A 20,033-nucleotide genomic window follows, 5' to 3' on the forward strand; every position below is an offset into this window, starting at 1 on the left:
TGGAGCGTCCATATATGTCTTCCTTATCTTTCCCTTTTTCACCGCCCGGAGTGCGAACCAAATGCACGTGCCCGGCCACTTAAAAACGGGCTATTCAGGTGCGACTAATTAGGTGGCCAAAATCACTATGCTACTACACTGTCCACGTTAAATTTTACAAGTTAAATTCGTTAACTATTGAATCCGCTGTCTTTTAATAACTTTAGAGTTTTGGGAGACTCGCAAGGCCATAGAATGACCTTATATATGTCATCTCCTTTTAAACCATCTTCGCTAACAGTATTTAGTCCGCTAGATAAAACATATACAGCATAGTAACCTGGAGAAACAGTGATTCTTTTAGCATCGGGGAGATAGTCACTAGGCCCATGAACAACTAGAACTCCCGATTTGAAATCGACTCCACAAGAAACAACATGCTCGTATTGCTCAAAATCTAAATCAGGGCGCTGCGCATAAACCAGTATATCAACAGGTACATCCATATTTCGAGCAGTCGCGATACCAAGAGCCCCATCGTTCATACTTGCCATGTTTTTATACGCTTCGACATCCCAATCATCCGCAAAATCAACCTCAACGGTTGCATCATGCAAATAAACTTGATTGTAATCAGCAAAAATTTCTAACTTGTACTCTGTCACGTAAAACTTCCACTCTTAAAAACAACCCCCTAGCATTTGCTAGGTCTTATTTATTCAATAATTTTAAATTCTATTTGAGCGCCGTCTGGCAAATCAACAATTTGACAAGCTAAGTTCGCTCTAGACTTCATGCCACTAACAGCGTTGATAGCAATTAAGTTATCTAGTTCAAACTGACCGCCACATACGAATGGAGTTTTAGGCATCAATCGGAGTTCACTCGACAGAGCTCCACTATGCTCTTGCCACACATGCGCTAACGAATACCCAGTCCAAACATTATATTCATTCAGAATTTCTTGAGCCCATTGCTCAATACTTGCTGCCATCTCTTCTAAACCAGCGGTCTCTGGATCAAATGCGCACACAACACCATTCTTAATACAGAACTGGCCACCAAAAATATCCTCTGCAAAGAACAAACAGCCATCTGCTAATCCATTATAATCTTTGCGCCATAAAGCCTCAGAATTCCAGTCATCCAAACCGATAGAAAGTTGAGATGAGCAAGAAGAAAATACTCGCAAAGCAGACTCAAAAGCAAAAAAGCCATTTTTCTTATTTAGCAACGCCTCTAACTCTTGTGCAAGATTTCCTGCAATACCCCTAAGCTCAGATGTAAGGTTTGCCTGCTCCTGAACAAATGAGTCACAAGAGATAGAAAGCAATTTATCTATATATTTGCCCATATCTAATCTACCACCTCAATATTAACTTTTGTGCCACAAGCTAGCCCCCTACACTGAGCGCCAATGCTCGATCCTGCTCCCCTGTTATCACCGGGGCTGATATACCTAACACTAGCTCCCGAGCCGCCTTCTTCAAACATTGCAGGTGGATATTCATCCCGATCATAACCTTTCTTAGTAGGAACGCCCCGTAATGAAGCCTTTCTATTTGCCGCTGTACCAGCTCTATTGATAGTTAACGTTTGAGGGTGACCCGCAGCTTGTGCATCTTCAATATGTTTCGCGGTTTCTGGGTGTTTGCTATGACTAACCTTAACACTCTTCGAAACACTATACTTCTTAGTCGCCCTAATTTCAGCTTCTTCGGCAGTAAACCCTGCATCCATTAACTCAGCGGCATACTCAACAATCTTTTGATTTGTTGTCCGATTATCACCCGAAAATAGCCTACCCAAGTCTTTGCCGAACTTAGCAAACCCTTTACCACCGCGAGCATTATACAAATACTGGAATGCACCTGTCACGGCAGCGTTAGCAAACTTTCCACCTGTCAGTTGTGATATTGTACCAGATATCACCATTGACTGTGCTGTACCTATAACAACATTGTCCATAGATACTAAGCCCGCAATTTGTGCACCTTTGGTCAACCCTGCTGAGAAGAAGCCATGGCCAAATTTACCGCCTTGCAGCTCAGAAACGATCCCGCCAGTAAGTGCATGTGCTCCTACGTGTGCAGCCCCGCCGTTTTGCCAAAAGCCAGATTCAGCGCCGAATGCATCTCCTATTTGACTAAATGCATAAGCACTTGCGGCAGCTATTGCTCCAGCTTTCAATGCACCATTTAAGCTACCTGTTGCCACAAACGTCGATTTTGCATTGAAAACTGCGGTACACCATACCTGACACCCAGGTATAAAGTTTAACGCCACACTCGCAATACTTTTAAGCCAAGGCACATTATTGAGAAACTTATGAATATACCAATCACCGGTTATCTTCATCGTCACTTTTAAAAGCTTCTTAAACAAATACCCACTAGGATCCGTGTATGACAGCGGATTATTCAGCACATAACTATAAGCGTTGTAGTTCTGAAGATTAGAAGGCGCCTGAACAAACGGATCCGCCTGCATAAACCTACCCGTATCCGAATCGTACACTCGACCATTCATATGAATAATACGCTTGTCACCGCCCAGTGAAACCGGCTCATGACCCGTGTAGGCTCTTAAGTTATCGGTAATATTGTCGAAAACTACACCCACGTGTTTGTTGTTAAACTCTACCTCACGCTGTTTACCAAACACGTCATAGGCATAACGCGCCAGCACTACATTTGCATCGTTCGTTATGGCAATTGTTGATCCCTGATGATCGGTAAACATCCACTTGGTTTTGCTAATCCCTGTACTGTAGTAGGTTTGCTGTGCATCATTACCTATGTAACGATTAATGACAGATTGATCTTCCTCGTTGTGAGGTATTGTCAGTTCCAGAGCACCTACGTAGAAAACCGTATTTTTCGCATCCATACGCTTAAAGCGTCGGTTGTTTGCATCATAACTGAAGGAAACAGTTTCTCCATTGCCCTGTATTTCAATTGCTTTATTTCTCGCACTATATTTAATTGTTGTGATGTCGTCATTGGTAGTCCGTTTAATCTGGTTACCATTAGCATCATACTCAAACAATTCGGTTTTGGCGGGTAAGTGACCTAAGCAGCTAGAGTTGCTATCTCGCTGCCTTGAGGATATTGCATGCAAAGGCGTATCACCCTGGCCATAGTTTTGCGTCCAGCGCCCCAGTACCAGAACAGATGATTCACCGTAACCTGCGCATTCAATATCAGACCCCACGACGTAGTCAGCTTTTTCAATCAAGTTACCCGTCGCAGAGTACTTGAACAGATCGACATCGTTTACACCCAGTACTCGATTTAGATCATCATAATGGTATTCACGCGTAGCCATGCCTATTTGTGAACGTGAAATAAGATTACCTAAGCTATCAAATGAGTATGTATCCCTCTGAATATCTAATCCTTTGCTGGAAATTGAGGTAACCATCCCTTTCTGATCATAGCTCACTTCCATAGTCACGTTGCCCTTCATATAGCTCGTGACTTGACCACGGTGATTAACCCCCAAAACCTTGTAATATATCTGGCCGTCGTCACCGTCGCGAGCTTCCGTTTTCGCCAAAAGCTGACCATTTTGATAGGTCATTGCAACACCACGCGCCTCAATATATTTTTGCGCCCCCTCCTTTGCCTGACGATAATCGTCAAACTGCAGAGCCAATCGGCTGTATTTGTCATAGAAGTTTTGTTGGATCACACACTTGCTGGCAATCGGGTCCAGGTTGGTACCATCAGAAACACGCAAAGTATCGTCTCGTGGATCAAAAAAGACTCTATTCGCACAGTGCGTTGTTCCACCCAGTGATGTCGAGGTTGCCGCTGCACGACCAAACTCATCGTAAAAGTAATTCTGTTGCCAGTCTGACCCCTGAGTACTTGAAATTAACAGATGCAGAGTTTTATTTGTTTCGCCATACTGCCATACACTGGTGCCCTCACCAGTGATTCCGTTTAACTGTTCCTGTGTCTGTTTTATTTTACGGCCCAGGAAATCGTATTGCATCGTCAATACCACTTTCCGCGCGTCGGTCTGACTAACTAGTTCACCAAAGGCATTATATATGTAAGACCAGTTACCTCGATCCGCATCTTCCTGAGATGATTTACGGCCCATTTTATCGTAACGAATCGTACTCAGCAGGCGCTGGTTACTGGCCTCTGCAGATGACGTAACGGTTACCTGAGCGCCAAGCGCATTATAAACATAATCTAGCACCTGATTATTTGAATCAATAACCTGGATAGTCTGACCTGCCGCATTGCTTACGGACGTTTTTTCTTGATCAATACCTGAACCTATGATCTTAACCGTTGTCTCACGCCCTTGACCTGAAACACTCCATGAGGTTGTAGAGGTTGTACCGTTGTTGTTATCAACAACAGAAACGACCCTGTCTAGAGCATCGAAGGTTTTAATAACCGGTTGTGAACCAGATTCATTGATCACATCATTACGACCATATTGATCGAATTCATAGGTTGAGGTGTGCCAGTTATCTAACACATCAATCTTGCTTATGGAATAGACCCTGCCCAACTTGTCTAGTAAGTGCTTTTCACGGATCTCACCATTGACCATTTTTATTAATCTAACAGCACAAGCGTCCCCATCAGCACACTTTGAATAGTAGGTATAGGCCTGAGCTCCAGTATTGCTGTATGAGCCTATCTCTTCGCCAAAATCGTCATACAGTATCTTAGTAACTACGCCATTACTGTCTTTTACGTTTATTGGCTGACCAAAAACATTACGGTCTGCGTTACCTGATTCATAACCCAGAACTTGTCCAGACTTGAGAAACAGCTCGCTGCCACTACCGCTTTGCTTAGTCAAGTCTACATAACGACCTTCTGAATCATAGATAGTTTCTGAGACCCTAGTTTCCTGCTCGTTTATAGGGCAGCCTGTATTTGTGCTCGAAACCTTGATTTTATTACCAAATTTATCGTAAGTGTGTTCTGTGGTTAGCTCATAGTTGCAGCCAAGTCCCTCTCCTACGATTTCTTTATATAGCATGTTTTCGTGAGCATGTTTCTCAGGGTAGTACTCAAAACGACTACTCTTTTTAATCGGCGTCAAGCCTTGGCCTGAATAAACAACCTCCGTACTTAGCAGGCGACCGAGCCTTTTTTGCTCTGGTGAACCAAAGTCATTTGATGTTTTAACACTTCGAATAAGATCACCACTTGCGGCAACTTTAGCGAATGACTCCTCACTACCAAAATCTACATCGTGGGTATTAACCAACAAGTTTTTGACATTGCCGTAATTATCTTGCTCTGTTGTCGTATTCGTACAATTATAGGCACCGACGCTATAGCCAGAGTTCATTACTGCGCTACATTCTCTGCTCGCTGAATTGTAAACCTGGTGAACTAGCACATTACCTTTCTCTGTTCGCTTGCTTGTAGCGTATTCATTGACAGCAATGTCTAACAATAGATCGATGCTTCCAGACAGTAGCCTCTTCTCTGTAGAATAAGGCATGCCAGTTAAAGGGAATGCCTGGTGATATCGGGTCGTTGTGGCAAAAGTAACACCAGCTTTTTGCGTTGTCGTCTTGAGTGTTTTGAAACCTAAAGCTCCACGCCCACCAAACTGAACACGCGCCCCTTGATAATGGTAATCAACCTTAGCAACCTCATTATAATGAGTGCCCTGGCGATTTGACGGACTATCACTTGTTACACTCTGGACCAGTACACCCGATCCAACAACTTTACTCACTAGCAAGTTTTGGCTGTTAAATCTACCTGAGTCCGCTGTCAGATCATCTGCCAAATCTGAATAAACCAAGTCGTCTGACATTAAGCCATATTTAATTTGGGTCTTATTCTGGTTACCTCTATAACCTTGCTCGATGTCCAGCAGCATACCAGCCATAGGCGAGCGATATAGATTGTACCTAACACTCACGCCCTGCTCATGCTTAGCGATAATGTCAGCTAAACCGTCTCCGTCATAGTCACTAAAAAACGCAAAGTCGCCCTTTCTTGTATTAACTTTGAGTGCTAGCGCTTCTTTTTCGACAAGCACAAATGTTTCAGATTCGACTGACCACTGGTAACGGCGCCAAAAATCGCTCTTTTTCTCTTTGAAGAAAAGATCTAAACGGCCGTTTCTATCGACATCCATTGACATTGGAGGGATATCCTCACTAACCGAATTACTATCGTAACCATCAACTTTTGCCGCGACCTGAAACACCTGCCTGAATGAAACACGTTCACTAGACTGGTTGAGTAATACACGCCAACGCTTGACATTATGGTTATATGACTCGGTGACCAAAAAGATAAGATCCACCAATCCATCGCCATTTACATCACTGGGTGTCAGATGCTCAATTTTCTCTTCATTTACAATATCCTTAGTCAGAAATTGTGCGAATCCTCCAAAATGCGAAGTCCCTTGGTTATAGTGAACGGAAAGTCGCTTAGCATCGTCATTTGAGCAAGAAGCTACTTTGCATTTCAATGAAACAATATCAGCAAGTCCGTCAAAGTTCATATCGATAACATGCCAATCAGTTCCTTTGCTCGTGAAGTCTCCCCAGGAACCATAGCTGCTATTATTTTCTTTGGTGTAGAGTGTGTACTCTCGTTCGAACTTGTCAGTTGCAGTGCTCCAAAGTCTGACATACAGGTCCGGATCATCATGCTTTTTCTTATACACCAAATCAGCATACCCATCTCCATCCATGTCGGCGGGCTTTATTTCTCTCATATAGTCGTTAGATGACCAACCATTAGGAAGCGCAATCGCCCGAAGCGTATCGTTGTCACTCAACGAATAGTGAGCCCAATACCCTGGATATGCATCGGAGGAATGTTCTGAGCGCATATTTATCAATAAGGTCTGTTTGCCATCCTGATCATGGTCTATTGCAAACATAGAAACGCTTTCATGATCATCTTTACGGAAGATATCGGTACATGCCAGCTCATCTGCCTTTTCGTCGATGACTCCCTGATATATGCACAACTGATAACGCCTTGCCCTTTTATCTGTTTGCTCCAGCGTCACGAGCTGGGCTCGACCCGAAGCTTTAAGATCCGCCATTGTTACGCCAGCAACAGCATTACGATAATCCGTTTTACTAAACACGTCACTAAAAGACTCGTAGTTCAGACTAGTACCAAATTTCTCGTAATTAAAATTAATAGGGGCACGACAAGTGTCTGCCCGGCAATGCTCCACAGTTTTAAGTAAGCGGGCACCATTGCCAGCTTGGCCAAACGTCAAAACGTACTTTGCCAGCTCTGTATTTTCTCCTTTGTGCACTTTTATGCCATTTAACCGAGCAAACTGTGTGGTGCGAGCTTCGTCTATATAGCCCACGCCTCGCAGCTCGCCCGCACTATGATCGAATTTTACGGTAAAGCCACTGTAAGTAATGCTATCAAGTACTGTTTCTTTATCACTACTGCTGTCTTTACTCTCAAGATTTGTGTAGTGATAGTTTATAGTGGTGCTTTCGTCTCCTAAATTGTCCTTAACATCACTGAGCATCCACGACATGGTGTGTTTAACGTTTTTACTGTCCGTAATCTGTATTTTACTTGTATCGGATGCACCATATTGCTTAACAGAACCATCTTTACTCAGCACTACAAACTTAGACTGATTGCCACTCCCTATTCTGTAAATGGTCATGTAAGAGTCAATTTCAGTAACAAACTGCTCTTCAATTTGCTCATCTCCAAATTGACCATTGTGCGTAGGGTTGCTGACACTAACCAATCGCTGTCCATCCAGACAGAAGCGGTCTTCATCACTTAATGTAAGGCCCCTGAACTGACCATCCTGCGCTTTGGTTTGTCGACAGCGTGATATAGAAGAGGTGGCACTGAGGCTCCAGCCAAGTGCGACTAATCCGTCTCCGCCTTGTGAATTATAATTCAGACTAACTTCAGGCTGCACACCGGTAATACCCGCAGGTAAATTAATTGGTACAGTGTAAGAGGCAGCTCCACTTTCTGTGACTCGGAAGCTGCCAACAGTAGGTTGAATCGTGGCATGCTCAAGCAATGTCTCTCTACTTGGCTCATGATTTACAGGCTTTGAGTTAGGTATTTTAAACTGAATCTTGCCTTCATGAATGCTACTTGCACCTACCTCAACACGAAATTCATCTGAGAAATTGTTACCACACCGAGATACTTGTAAGCCCTGCAACTTTTCTGCACTAACGCAAGCTCTAGCCTTAAACAGATAGGTACCTTTACCATAATTTTTTATCCAGGTAGTTAAGTTATTATCTGAAGATTTAACAGCAGGTATAATTGCTTCCTCATCAGACACCGTCTCTGGCAGATGTTGCAAGAACAACTGATACTCATCAACCATACCAGATGTTTCCAGAGTAAATTCAAGCGCACCATTGTCATTTGTTACAGTGAGTTTGGGTGCGACCAAACCATCCCGTGAGTCACCTGAGTTGGTGCCAATTGCATCTTCAAGAGCATTACTTAGACCATCACCATCACTGTCATAGTCATAGTGGCAATTGTTAATAACCAAACAGTGCTTGTATAGGTGGTAAAGCAGTCTATACGTTGCATCATCATAAGATGTATCCGCAGAGCCTAACAGGTCAATCACAACCTCAGCTCGAGTAACCCCAAGATCTAGGATATCTGTCCAGTAGCGCTGATTACCCACGCCGAAGCTTTCCCCGGTCAATTCTCGGTCACTATTTTGTTCGCTCAGAAGACGGTCAAACAATGTGGCAATAAATTCAGCATTGGAGCTTTGCGACAGTGATGGAGTAACATTGATAATGGCGTTCACTATTTCATTAAATGGGTGCCCCTGTTGCATTAAGTATGCAGCAAAGCTGATCTCCGCCTTGCTCGGTGCTTTTTGTAGCAAGATGTACATTACTTTTGTTAGACCGATAACATACGTATGATCTTGACTGGGGTGCCACTGTGTTCGTTCCCAGCTTTCAATTTGTGCCTTGAACTCACCTTCAGACAGGTACTCAATTTGCTGCCAATTAACACCATTTGCACCGATTACACGATGATCCAACGTATGCAACTCTTCATCTAGAGTTACAACACTTACATAATCTTTATTTTCGGAGTCATCTGTATTTTCATCGGGGCTGGTAGTGCCGAATATCGTAGTTACACCTCCACTATTCGGAAAGTCATAATGCCAATTCACTAGTCCAGTGTCTCTATCCAGCGAATAAAGCGCCTCATCCATTGAACCAACGAGCAATGCGCCAGAGCTATCCAGCTTAGCCTGTGCCGTGATCTCACCCATTGTTTGGAATGTCCACTTTTTCAGCAACCGATGACTTGGTTCAGGTGCTTTTGGATCATGCACAAAATGATAAAAACGATTGTTAAGCGAGCCTACATAGATTTTATCTATCAGATATGAACTATTCCCAGATACCAATGGCGTTGTGTCAACTGTTGGCTTTGCCACAATCGCATTGTCTAAAACAGCTTCAGGGCTATAGGTATCTATATGCTGTAAACTGAACTGATTATTGTTATATCTAACCCGATAAACTTCCATCCCTTCATCAGCACCAGTGTAGAGATAGCTTAATTCGCTGACGGTGAATTCCCTACCAGTTAGTTTAGGTCTTTGCTGAGAACCGGTTTCATCAACAATAATGGTGTTGCTCAGATAATCTTGGTTTTTCACTACGCCGTTGGTAACGGTTAAGTCAACTCCACCATCAAGTAAGCCAAGAAAAACTTTGTCATCTACATACCCAGTCAGCGACGACCCTTGTACTGTCAAATTAGCAGCTGGAACAGCATAGGTTGAACCGGTTTTGCGCAAACGAATATAGAGGTTTGAATACGTGGGATCGAAGCCGACTCCTGACAGCGTTACTTTCGTTTTAAGACCCTCTTTACAGCCGTCCGCAGCAGCACATTCAGTAACGGTGGCTGAGTCAATGTAAGGAGGGACGTGTTCAACGGTCAGCTGCTGACCATTACTACACGTTCCCTGACTGTTACAAGCCTGCAACTCATATGTATAGTGGCCTTGTTCCAGCCTTGTTACTTTGAAAGTTGTTTTTGTTTGCTTCGTCAATAGCTTACGCTGAGCGGTTCCACGATCACTGGGTAATCCTGGCCAAGCGTATACCTTGTAATGATCAGTAACACCATCTGAGTTAGCAGGCCAACTCAAAATAAACGGACCGCCAGATTGCGTCAGGTAGCTGTTAAAAAATACAGTGTGTGGTGTCTGCTCTATATTTATTACCTTTTCCAGCTTTGATGACCCTTCGGCCCCTGAAACACTGCCTCTTGAGGACCAATTGTGCCCACGTGCAAACACCTGAAGGTATTTGCCATGATCATTGACGGTTGTTTGGATTTTTGAACTGTAACTAATGCTGGGATTAGAGACACTCGTTTTATCCAGAGGATATGGTCTACCATTTAGCGTTGCACGCAACACCAGCTCGTTCATGTTTTTCAGATTGCGTACATCAAAGCCATATGCTCCTGAGCCTAAGTTTTTTAACTCTACCGAAGGCGTACTTGGCGTCGCAGGCGTTGGATCAAAAATGCGCACATTAGGCAAATGAGCTCGTGCAACATTGTTGTTGTTATCTATTGCAACCAAAGTAAGTGAAAGCTCTGTTGCTGCATCAGCCCGAGTTGGTGACCATTCAAAAGTCACTCTCCTGGAGTCCTTTTTGGGCAATGTGAAACTGTCTATCGCAGGTGAAACAACTAAGTTATCTGTAACACGGCTACCCGTTTTCTCATCACCATTTTTATATAATGCCAATGAAGTCAGATGAGTCGATGATGCATCAAATGCTGATGCATTGACGTTGAAGACAATTTGTTGACCAACGGTAAAAAAGGTTTGCCCTGGTGGAGTAATTCTAACGCCAAAATAGTTGCTGTAGTTTACCGCGACTTTACTCGCATGAGGGACGCCAATTGTATTTTTCGCGTACGCATAGTATGTGACAAGCCCGGCGCTGCTAGGGATATGTGCATTTGGCAAAGTGAACTTACACTCACTCACTTTTAAGTTACAGCTGTGAATAGGGTTTGTGCAGCCATTCTTAATATTGTTACCCATTTCACCATTTATAGCGCAAATATAATATTCAGACAGGCCACTTGGAGCGCTAGCATTGGCAGTTAGCTGGATGCTTTCATTAATGAAAGGTGTTGTTTTGCTAGCAGAAATTGACACCTCTGGAGGCATACTCATTGAGACTTTCAGCGCTAATTCTTCAGAGGTACTTCCCGCAGCATCAATCGCTCGCGCACGCAACTTATCAATGCTACTACGCACAGGAATAACGATGCCTTTACAGCTAATGTGTTTTCCACTAGTTGTACACGTGGAACTATAATCATTGACATTTTTATATCCTGCTCCGACATCAAGCTCAATACGGCTTAATCGGTTATAGCTTGCATCATCAATGTCAGTTGCCGTGACCTCTAACTCTAAGTTATGCTCAGGCGCGACCTCTATAACACTGTTTGTCCCTTCAATTTTGCTACCATCGACATTCAGCGTAATTACAGGAGCAGTATTCTCTTCATATGCCGTTATCTCTACCGTTGGACTGAACTCTGATGCGTTGTGGTCTTTATCCCAAGCTTTTGCATTAAACTTGTAAGTCCGAGGGCGCACTAGATTTTTATAAACATTTTCAGAACATTGGAACTCCGCAACTTTTGCATCCGACGATTTTCTAGAGCAATATCCAACAACGTCACCTTTTTCATAGACACTGATGGCATGAAAGTCTTTGTTTTCATCTTTGAATTTAAACGTCACACGAAGGTGACCGCTCCCAACTTTAAATCGGTTGTTCGTAGCGTTAGTCGAAAAACTGACAAATTCAGGCGCTTTACTCTCGGTTACAATTATTTTACGCTCGCAGGACCAGCGACTGCACGAGTTCCCCATACCACATAATTTGTTTCGTGCTATGGTTTTATACACACCTGCTTGCTTAAAGTTATAGGTGTAACTGAAATCACCAGATATTTTTTTGTAATTATTATTGATGTTGTAGTGGAAAATATTGGTGTTACCCCGTTTTAGCAAAAGCTCTCTCAGGCCATGCATGTTTGGTATAACAGGGTTCATGAACGTTATTTTCTTGTCTTTATTTGTGTAAACATGAATATCGCTGGTATCACAGTTCCTTCCTGAGGTACTTGCCCATGTCAAACTGGAGCTCAGTAGTAAGCAGCTAAATACAATACGAGATAAGAACATCATAGTCGTTTCCTCCAAAGGACTTTCAGGGTATCGGAGGATTGCTCACTCTCATTTTGCACTTCATTACCATTGAACCACTCTCGAGCAGCCTCAACGATAGAAGAGGATTGTTGTAAAGTATGTTTTGGAGCTTCAACGCCAATAACATCCAGCCCATCCTCTACAATAAAGTGCTCCTCGAAATTATTATCAGGGTCTGAAATCAAAATAGGAGTCGACACAACTTCATTTCTGAAGTCTGGTATTCCAAACGTTCTAATCTCCTTATGCATATCATTAGGATCGAGGATCTCAACGACACCATCTCGTCTAAATAAATAAACGCCTTCAATCAGTTGACTGCTTGGTCGAGATACAAAAGACACGGCTCTACTAAAAAGGCTTTCCGTTGATTTTGAAGCAGATTTGATAATGAGTGGACTTGCAATAAGTGCAGATGACTTGATTTCAGTGCATTCTTTCTCACCACCAGTGCTCGCGTTCACTCTGCACATTTTACCAGTACCATTACGCAGACTGACGGAGAATAAAAGTTTATCAGCTTTCATTACAGGTGCATTGTTGACAACCCCATCGAGTTTTAGTGACCAACTTTTCTTCCACTCTACAGCTGCACCATTTTGTTTTTCGGCTGAGTAGCGCATCAGTTGACCATCATGCGTTGAGAAATAAACAGAGCCATGTTTAACTAGCATAGAACGACTCACAATATCCAGCCCTGAATGGAATAACGGCTGTGTGTACTTTCCCTTTGCCCCTTGTAACTTAACCGGGTTTTCCGGCAAAGTAGCAATACGTAGCTTGCGAGCAATGGTTTCCCCATTGAAGTCTTTTGCAACCAGGCGAAAATCAGCCAGACTTCTAACGTTACTAGTCAAAGTTCCCCTGCTTGGATTAATGTTTAACCAAGATTCCACTTTCCTCCCTTGCTCATAACGCGTTATGGAAACAGTTGCTGCCCCACTAATTTCCCAACTCAAACTTACTCTTTGATAATCGTCAACCTGACTACGATTTGTATAAAATGCCTTTACAGCCAGCGGCTCTGAAACAACCCGATTTTGTTGCTTAGCTTTTGCACACCCGTATTCGTCACAGGCGGTGACACGATAAACACCCGATGCAGATTTAGGCAATGTATATTGGGTGCCTTGATAATTGGCATTTACCATTTCCCATTTGCCATTAATATACTGTTCGATAAAGTAAAACTTTGCAGAGTCTACTGCAGACCACACCAATTTATCTCCAGCGTCACTAGGCTGAACGGAAACATAAACAGGCGCATCTGGTGCGCGTTCAATTGGGATAAAAGTGGTTATTTTCCCAACACTAATTGGGGCATATGCCTGCTTAAATTCCATTGCGGTCACACTCGTTATCGCGATGAAATTTAATGTAAAAAGCAACATTAAAAGTCTAATAGTCATGCAAATATTGGCCTAAATCTGGTCACTGTGCTCAAAATAGCCGCAGATTTTATTTTAAAATTGCATGATTCACAATCAGAAACGGTGAAGGTTCGTAAACAAACTCATCAAAAAGAGCTTATCTGTCTACTACTAAAGGAGTTTATTTAATCAAAATGCATTGCAGTTATTGTACCATAGTGGAAGCAGCTATTTTCCCACATCGCTACAGCTCAATGTAGTAGCCTGCCATGGTGTAAAGTTAGACATAGATGACAATCAGAGTGGGGTTTCATGACTGCCAGTATCATCAACAATCACACGCTATAATAAGACTCTGTTTCTCGACCGACATTTATTTGAATATCACTTGAAAGTCGCTGGCAATTTAGCAGATCGTGATTGTGAAAAGTAACGGCCACCAGGGAGAGTGACCGCTACCGAATACTGACCGCCGGAGGCCCGGCGTTATTGGTTAAAAACTGCTGTAAGTCGCGGTTGATTGATTGAATTCAAACACCGAGATTTGGCCGCAGCGGGCAAAGTGGTTATTGCTGCTGTAGGGGGTGTTGGTTTGGCTGATATCGCCTTCCCAGCCCTGGCCGTTTTTCACATAGGCTTTGATCTCAAACCAGCCGTTGTGGGTCTGGCTACAGTCCATATCTACATCCAGCATCCAGTAATGGGCTCCCCATTGGTTCAGCGGCGTTTCACCATAGCCCTGGCTTTCTACCGTAGCTTTAGCGCCCCACTCGGCGGGCCACAGGTTAGTTGTCCAGTCCAGTGCACTGCCCTCAGCATCTGCACTTTGGCCTGATTCGCTCCCCTGCCAGTCAAGGAAGTTATCGCCCTGCTTCCAGCCTTGTGTCGTTGGGTTTTTCAGGTTGTTGTGACGAACCGGCATGGCACATTGCAGCGGATCCTGAGCACAATCGCGGCCTAAAGTGGCTGCAAAAGCGTGATCTAAGCCACCACGTACGAACAGCTCCTGCCCTGCTGCCGTTTCGGCTTTGATGAATACGACGGTTCTTTGCCAGTCGCCCGCAGGCACATCCGGCGCGTCACCCAGTTTGCTGTTGTGATGAATTGCCACGGCATTCATCGCGCCGACGTTGATATTTGCCAATCCATTTTGATCAACTGTGATTTGATCACCAAGACAGGCATCGCCCGCGGTATTCTTGCCACCGCTTAGCACATCACAGTAAACGCCTGCAGTAAGCCCCGTTTGCAGCGTCTGATTCAGGCCAAAACCTTCACGGTTAATGGCCACAAACCCTTCATCGCCACGGGAGAAGGCTATCTGGTTATTGCCATTGTCCCACCAGTTGTCCACAGTCCAGTGGCCTGTGGTATTGTTCCTAAATTCCATAGCGCCGGCGATCATATTGCGACGATGCTCACACTGCCACTCATTAGCAAAGCAGTTCAATGTGTTGCCCTGATGCACAGTGCTGCCCGGTGGTCCGGCGTCACCATCATGGTTAAAGTCATAGCTCGACATCACCTTCGGATAGCCGTAGGGGAAAGCCAGCATAAAGACATTGGCCAGATCGTACAGGACGCCGTCTTCGTAGGTTACGACGTTGCCAGCCCCGCCATGACCACGCTGATTGTCGTGGTTATCGACGAATACCACGGCCAGATGGCTCGGCATCATGCCCCAGGCTTCGCCAAAACTGTTTAGCCATGCCAGCTTGCCGGATTTAAAGGTGTCGCCCAGCTTAGTGCTGTACTTAAACTCAGTCACCAGACCATTAGCAAAATACTCATCAGCGCGCACGGCCTGGCCGCCCTGATCAATCACTTCCTGAAATACCAGGGGTTCACCATTCACCTTGTTCATGATGGTAGCAATATCAGACGATGCCATATGTTTACTGGCATCCAGCCTGAATCCGGCCACACCAATACCAACCAAATCGTTTAGATAAGCGGCCAGCGTATCCTGCACATAAGCGGCAGATGTGTTCAGGTCGGCCAGACCAACCAGCTCACAGTTTTGTACTCGCCAGGCGTTGTTGCCATAGTCGGCATCGTTAATCGCGCAGGTTTCATGAAAGTCTTGCGGGCTGTAGATAGGGTATTGTTTGTCACCAAACGTGCTGCCCGCCACACCTGTACCACTGCCGTGGGCCATGTGGTTGATCACTGCATCAACATAAATATCGACACCCGCAGCCTTACAGCGCGAGACCATGTCGATAAATTGAGCGCGATTTCCGCTGCGGCTTTCCAATTGATAACTAACGGGCTGGTAGCGAGTCCACCAGGGGGCGCCTGTGATATGTTCGCTCGGTGGTGAAACCTGCACGGCTGCGTAACCCTTTGGACCCAGGAAGGTTTCACACTCGGTCGCAATATCCTGCCAGGACCATTCGAACAAATGAACAAAGGTTGTGGGGGCGGCCAGTGCCTGAGCAGACATGCCGAGCCCTGCGGTGATCAGCGCTGTATTCAACGCTTTAAGTGACTGTTTAATCATTGTGTGTTCTCTGTTGTTGTCATAACGGTAATGTTTACATCACGGTAACAATATAGAGAGATCCGATTAAACGTCTATTGAATACGTATGCAATCAGGCTTGTGAGGATATTCGAGGCCAGTTCCGATTAAAAATCCAGCAAAAAGCCCGGCATGCGCCTCCATGGTGGCCCGGCTCTGCTACGCAGTTGCTGCCTTCTGAAGTACAGCAAACGCCTTACAATGCACTTGCAGCGTAACAAGCGAGATTATATAACTATTTGAAAATTATACTTTGTCACAAAAAAGTCGGCACAATTTACTTGTCTGTGCAACGGCTTATGGATAACACTTTTGCGCATCACTACGCAGCGAGCCACCCTATGATCCTAAAACAACTCAGATTAAGCAAGCACCTGACCCAGGCCCAGCTGGCCATGATGTCCGGGCTCAATATCCGCACTATTCAACGGATTGAACAAGGCCATACGCCCAGCCTGGAGTCATTAAAATGCCTCGCTGCTGCACTGGATACCGACATTAACACATTACGGGAGGCGTCTTTTATGACCGACAAACATACTCAATCGCGTACGCTGCCACTGTGGCTACGGATTTGGTTTTTTCTGGGCACTTTTCAAAGTCAACCAGACAGGCCACTACTTAGCAGGCTTGAGTGGGTTTTACATGGTTTCGGCCTGGTATTTTGTTTACTGGGATTATTCAGCGAAGCCGCACTGGTTGGGGGGTTGCTGTTACTTATCAACGGATACTTTATTAGCTACTGCAAATATATGGGTGATAAATTCGCTATCTGGTGACCACGAGCCACAAGTGAGCTCATGTGTTCCAAAGACATAGGAGGTATATCAAGCAACACAAGCCGTACCCATATCGATTACATATTTGTACATTTATTAACGGAATATTCTGCCCGCTCCATTTAACTTAGACTCACAGAATAGACAAGAAGGAACAATAATGAGCGCGCGGATCCATGGTATTGACCTTGCCAGAGCGCTGGCAATTTTTGGTATGGTGGTCGTTAACTTCAAGCTCGTGATGGGTGCCAGCACAGGCAGCCCGTTACTGTTATCATTAAGCGCGCTACTGGAGGGACGTGCCGCAGCATTGTTTGTGATCCTGGCAGGAGTCGGGCTCAGTTTATCTGCTCGTAAAGCCCAGCAACACGACTTGTTGCATCGAAAACAGATGCAAAACAAAGTTGCTATGCGTGGCATTTTATTGCTGTGTCTGGGGTTGCTCTATTTGCCCGTCTGGCCGGCGGATATTCTGCACTTTTATGGTTGTTATTTTATCCTGGCTTCGTGGTTGCTGTTTGCTTCTCATCGTACTTTATTAACGCTCTGTGCGCTGGTTGTGTCTACTTTTCCTGCCCTGCTGTTAGTCATTGATTATTCCAAAGGCTGGCACTGGGAAACGCTTACCTATCTGGATTTATGGACTCTGGATGGTCTGATAAGGCGGATTTTTTACAATGGCTTTCATCCTGTGTTTCCCTGGTTTGCTTTTTTACTGTTTGGTATGTGGCTTGGCCGCCAACCGCTGCACCAAAGTGCACTGCAAAAAAGACTGTTTAAAATCGCAATTGTCACTTTAGTTTCTGTCGAGGGTGCTTGTTATCTGCTGCGTACACTGGCCGTGAGCGTTGGCATGCAAGATCAGGATATTCAGTTTTTGCTCAGCACCGGACCTATTCCCCCACTGCCTCAGTATCTGGTGTGTGCCACCGCCAGCTCAGTACTTATCTTACTGGGTTGTATCAAACTTGCGCAGCGCTTTGACCATTCAGCTGTATTGCGCTCATTGGAAGACACGGGTAAGTTGTCGCTCACTTTTTATATTGCCCATGTTATTATAGGCATGGGCGCGCTGGAAGCGCTGAATATGCTGGGTAATCAGTCTATCGAGATTGCATTGTTGAGCAGCCTGTTGTTTTGTGTGTCTGCCTGGTGCTTTGCCACGCTATGGCGGCGCAAGTATGCTCAGGGCCCTGCCGAATGGCTGTTCAGATATCTCCTTGCACGTACTCAAACACACTAATACATACACGTAAATAATACCGGGTAAAAATTTCACACACAGGTAAAAGCGCACTACCTAACTCCAACCCAAAAGACTAAAGCTTTGATTTATTTGAACATTCACTCTGGCAAAGCATTTGCAGTTAAAGGAGTACTAATTCTCGCAATCAAGGAGTTATTATGAGTACCAGCAAATCGACTGCCAACAGTCAGGCAAACAGTGAACATTCGCACCCGGTTTCTGACCAGTTAGCCGACTCTCTTCATCACACCGTCGATGCATTGCACGACACGGCGGCCAAAACCGAAGAGCAATTGAGAAATAAAGGCGAAGCGTCTGGCCAGGCCTTGCAGGCTCAAAAACGCGAGCTGGAGAAAAAGTGGAATGCTTCTGGTGTTAAAAAATACGCCACAGAAAACCCGGTTAAAACGGCAGGCATTGCATTTGGCGCCGGCGTCCTTCTGACCATGCTATTACGGGGTAAGTAATATGAGCGCGCCATCAGACCACTCGATAGAAACACACCAAACAGACACTATGGGTGCCCAGCTTACAGCGTTGATGCAACAAGGCGAAGCCGTTACGGCAAGCTATGTTGACGTCGCACGCGCGTTCGCTGCACTGTTTAAAGCTAAACTGCGCGCCCATTTTAAAACGATCCTGACATGCGTCATCCTGCTGATGATTTCTTCACTGCTTATCACAGCAACCTGGTTATCGCTTCAGGGCTTGATGGCCTATGCCATGGTACAGGCTGGCCTGAGTTGGTTTGTCTCTGCGGGGCTGCTGATGGCGCTCAATTTAGCGCTTATCTATTATCTGATAGCGACTGCAATCCAGTTGTTTGATAAAACCACCAGCGACCTGCTTGATGTGTTTTAACTAACAAACGTCGAAGGAGAGCACTATGACCTGGCTGGCACGTTTTATTTACCGCACAGCACACCAGGAAGTGCAACAGCAACAACAGAACCTGCTAAAGCAGCTATATCATGCGCAGTTCAGCAAGCGGCGTTTTTGCCGCACAGCTAAGCGTGTGGCCTGCACACCCCAAGGCATCGCACTGCTCGCACTAAGCGGTGTGCTGTTAGTTAAAAGTAAGCACAAGTTTTCAATCTTGCGTAAGCTGGTTTTGCTCAGGCGAGCACTTCGTCATGTATAACCTGCCAAGCATTATCTCCCCTCATTTACCAACGGCTTAGGTACGTATCTCAGCGCCCGGGCAAAAAATTTCGACTACACTGAAATGAAACGTACGCGGCTCAGGTCTTGTCGTTACAGCAGCATGTTCAGGTAGCACAACGCTACCGATAAGTACGGGCATGAACATGCTGCTGAACCACCTTTGTAAACTAAGGTAGCAGTCGTTTTGGACAGGTCACCCCACACTCTGTCTGGCACACACTCAATGAGGAAGATAATATGAAAACACTTACAGGGGCCGCGATGGCGGTCATGGTTGCAGGACTGGCAGGATGCAATGCAACCGACAACACGTCATCCAATACGGCCAGTGCCAGTGGCGCTAGTACAGATCTGGTTCATTGCTATGATGTTAACGTTTGTGGCGGTCACAATGACTGCAAAACGTCGAGCAACGCGTGCGCCGGGCAAGCTAGCTGTAAAGGTACCGGATTTGTGGCAATGCCAGCCAAAGCCTGCGCGGATGTAGGCGGCAATGTAAAAGATGAGTGGGTCGGCGCCGTTGCTAAATCCGACCTGGTTAAGTGCCACGATGTGAATATTTGTGGTGGTCATAATGACTGCAAAACCGCCAATAACGCCTGTGGCGGTCATGCTTCCTGTAAGGGCACCGGGTTTGTAAAAATGCCAGCCAAAGCCTGTCAGGATATCGGCGGAAAAGCCGACAGTTAATCTAGCTTACTGCGCCTGCAA

11 protein-coding genes are annotated in these 20,033 nt (G+C 45.1%); 6 read left to right on the top strand and 5 right to left on the bottom strand.

Annotated elements, in window-relative coordinates; genetic code table 11:
- Window positions 1-170: 170 nt before the first annotated feature.
- The 5 genes from C3B51_RS19645 to C3B51_RS19665 form a co-directional block, all read right to left on the bottom strand.
- Window positions 171-644, bottom strand: a complete 474-nt coding sequence (locus C3B51_RS19645) for a hypothetical protein (RefSeq protein ID WP_130246145.1) — start codon at window positions 642-644, stop codon at window positions 171-173.
- Between the two features lie 50 nt (window positions 645-694).
- On the bottom strand, window positions 695-1,333 hold the full coding sequence (locus C3B51_RS19650; RefSeq protein WP_130246146.1) for an SMI1/KNR4 family protein: 639 nt from the start codon (window positions 1,331-1,333) through the stop codon (window positions 695-697).
- A 2-nt stretch (window positions 1,334-1,335) separates the two neighbouring features.
- Window positions 1,336-12,219: a SpvB/TcaC N-terminal domain-containing protein gene (locus tag C3B51_RS24115; protein ID WP_130246147.1), complete on the bottom strand. Its 10,884-nt coding sequence runs from the start codon at window positions 12,217-12,219 to the stop codon at window positions 1,336-1,338.
- Window positions 12,216-13,583, bottom strand: a complete 1,368-nt coding sequence (locus C3B51_RS19660) for a hypothetical protein (RefSeq protein WP_130246148.1) — start codon at window positions 13,581-13,583, stop codon at window positions 12,216-12,218. Before C3B51_RS19660 ends, C3B51_RS24115 begins: the two co-directional genes overlap by 4 nt.
- A 520-nt stretch (window positions 13,584-14,103) precedes the next feature.
- Window positions 14,104-16,113 (bottom strand): alpha-amylase, encoded by a 2,010-nt coding sequence (locus C3B51_RS19665; protein WP_130246149.1) that lies wholly within the window; start codon window positions 16,111-16,113, stop codon window positions 14,104-14,106.
- A 361-nt stretch (window positions 16,114-16,474) separates the two neighbouring features.
- Between C3B51_RS19665 and C3B51_RS19670 the strand changes: the two genes are divergently transcribed.
- The 6 genes from C3B51_RS19670 (at window position 16,475) to bufA2 (ending at window position 20,012) form a co-directional block, all read left to right on the top strand.
- A complete protein-coding gene (locus C3B51_RS19670) occupies window positions 16,475-16,912 on the top strand; it encodes a helix-turn-helix domain-containing protein (RefSeq protein WP_130246150.1) in 438 nt (145 codons plus the stop codon).
- Window positions 16,913-17,072: 160 nt separating this feature from the next.
- A complete protein-coding gene (locus tag C3B51_RS19675; RefSeq protein WP_130246151.1) occupies window positions 17,073-18,155 on the top strand; it encodes a DUF418 domain-containing protein in 1,083 nt (360 codons plus the stop codon).
- 161 nt (window positions 18,156-18,316) lie between these two features.
- Window positions 18,317-18,625, top strand: a complete 309-nt coding sequence (locus tag C3B51_RS19680; RefSeq protein ID WP_125717211.1) for a DUF883 C-terminal domain-containing protein — start codon at window positions 18,317-18,319, stop codon at window positions 18,623-18,625.
- A gap of 1 nt (window position 18,626) precedes the next feature.
- A complete protein-coding gene (locus C3B51_RS19685) occupies window positions 18,627-19,019 on the top strand; it encodes a hypothetical protein (RefSeq protein WP_130246152.1) in 393 nt (130 codons plus the stop codon).
- Between the two features lie 25 nt (window positions 19,020-19,044).
- Window positions 19,045-19,299, top strand: coding sequence for a hypothetical protein (locus tag C3B51_RS19690; protein ID WP_130246153.1), 255 nt, complete (start codon window positions 19,045-19,047; stop codon window positions 19,297-19,299).
- Window positions 19,300-19,559: 260 nt separating this feature from the next.
- A complete protein-coding gene (bufA2, locus tag C3B51_RS19695; RefSeq protein WP_130246154.1) occupies window positions 19,560-20,012 on the top strand; it encodes a BufA2 family periplasmic bufferin-type metallophore in 453 nt (150 codons plus the stop codon).
- The last annotated feature ends 21 nt before the right edge of the window (window positions 20,013-20,033 follow it).

The organism is Pseudoalteromonas rubra (genome assembly GCF_004212645.1).
In the GTDB taxonomy this organism is placed as follows: Bacteria; Pseudomonadota; Gammaproteobacteria; order Enterobacterales; family Alteromonadaceae; genus Pseudoalteromonas; species Pseudoalteromonas rubra_G.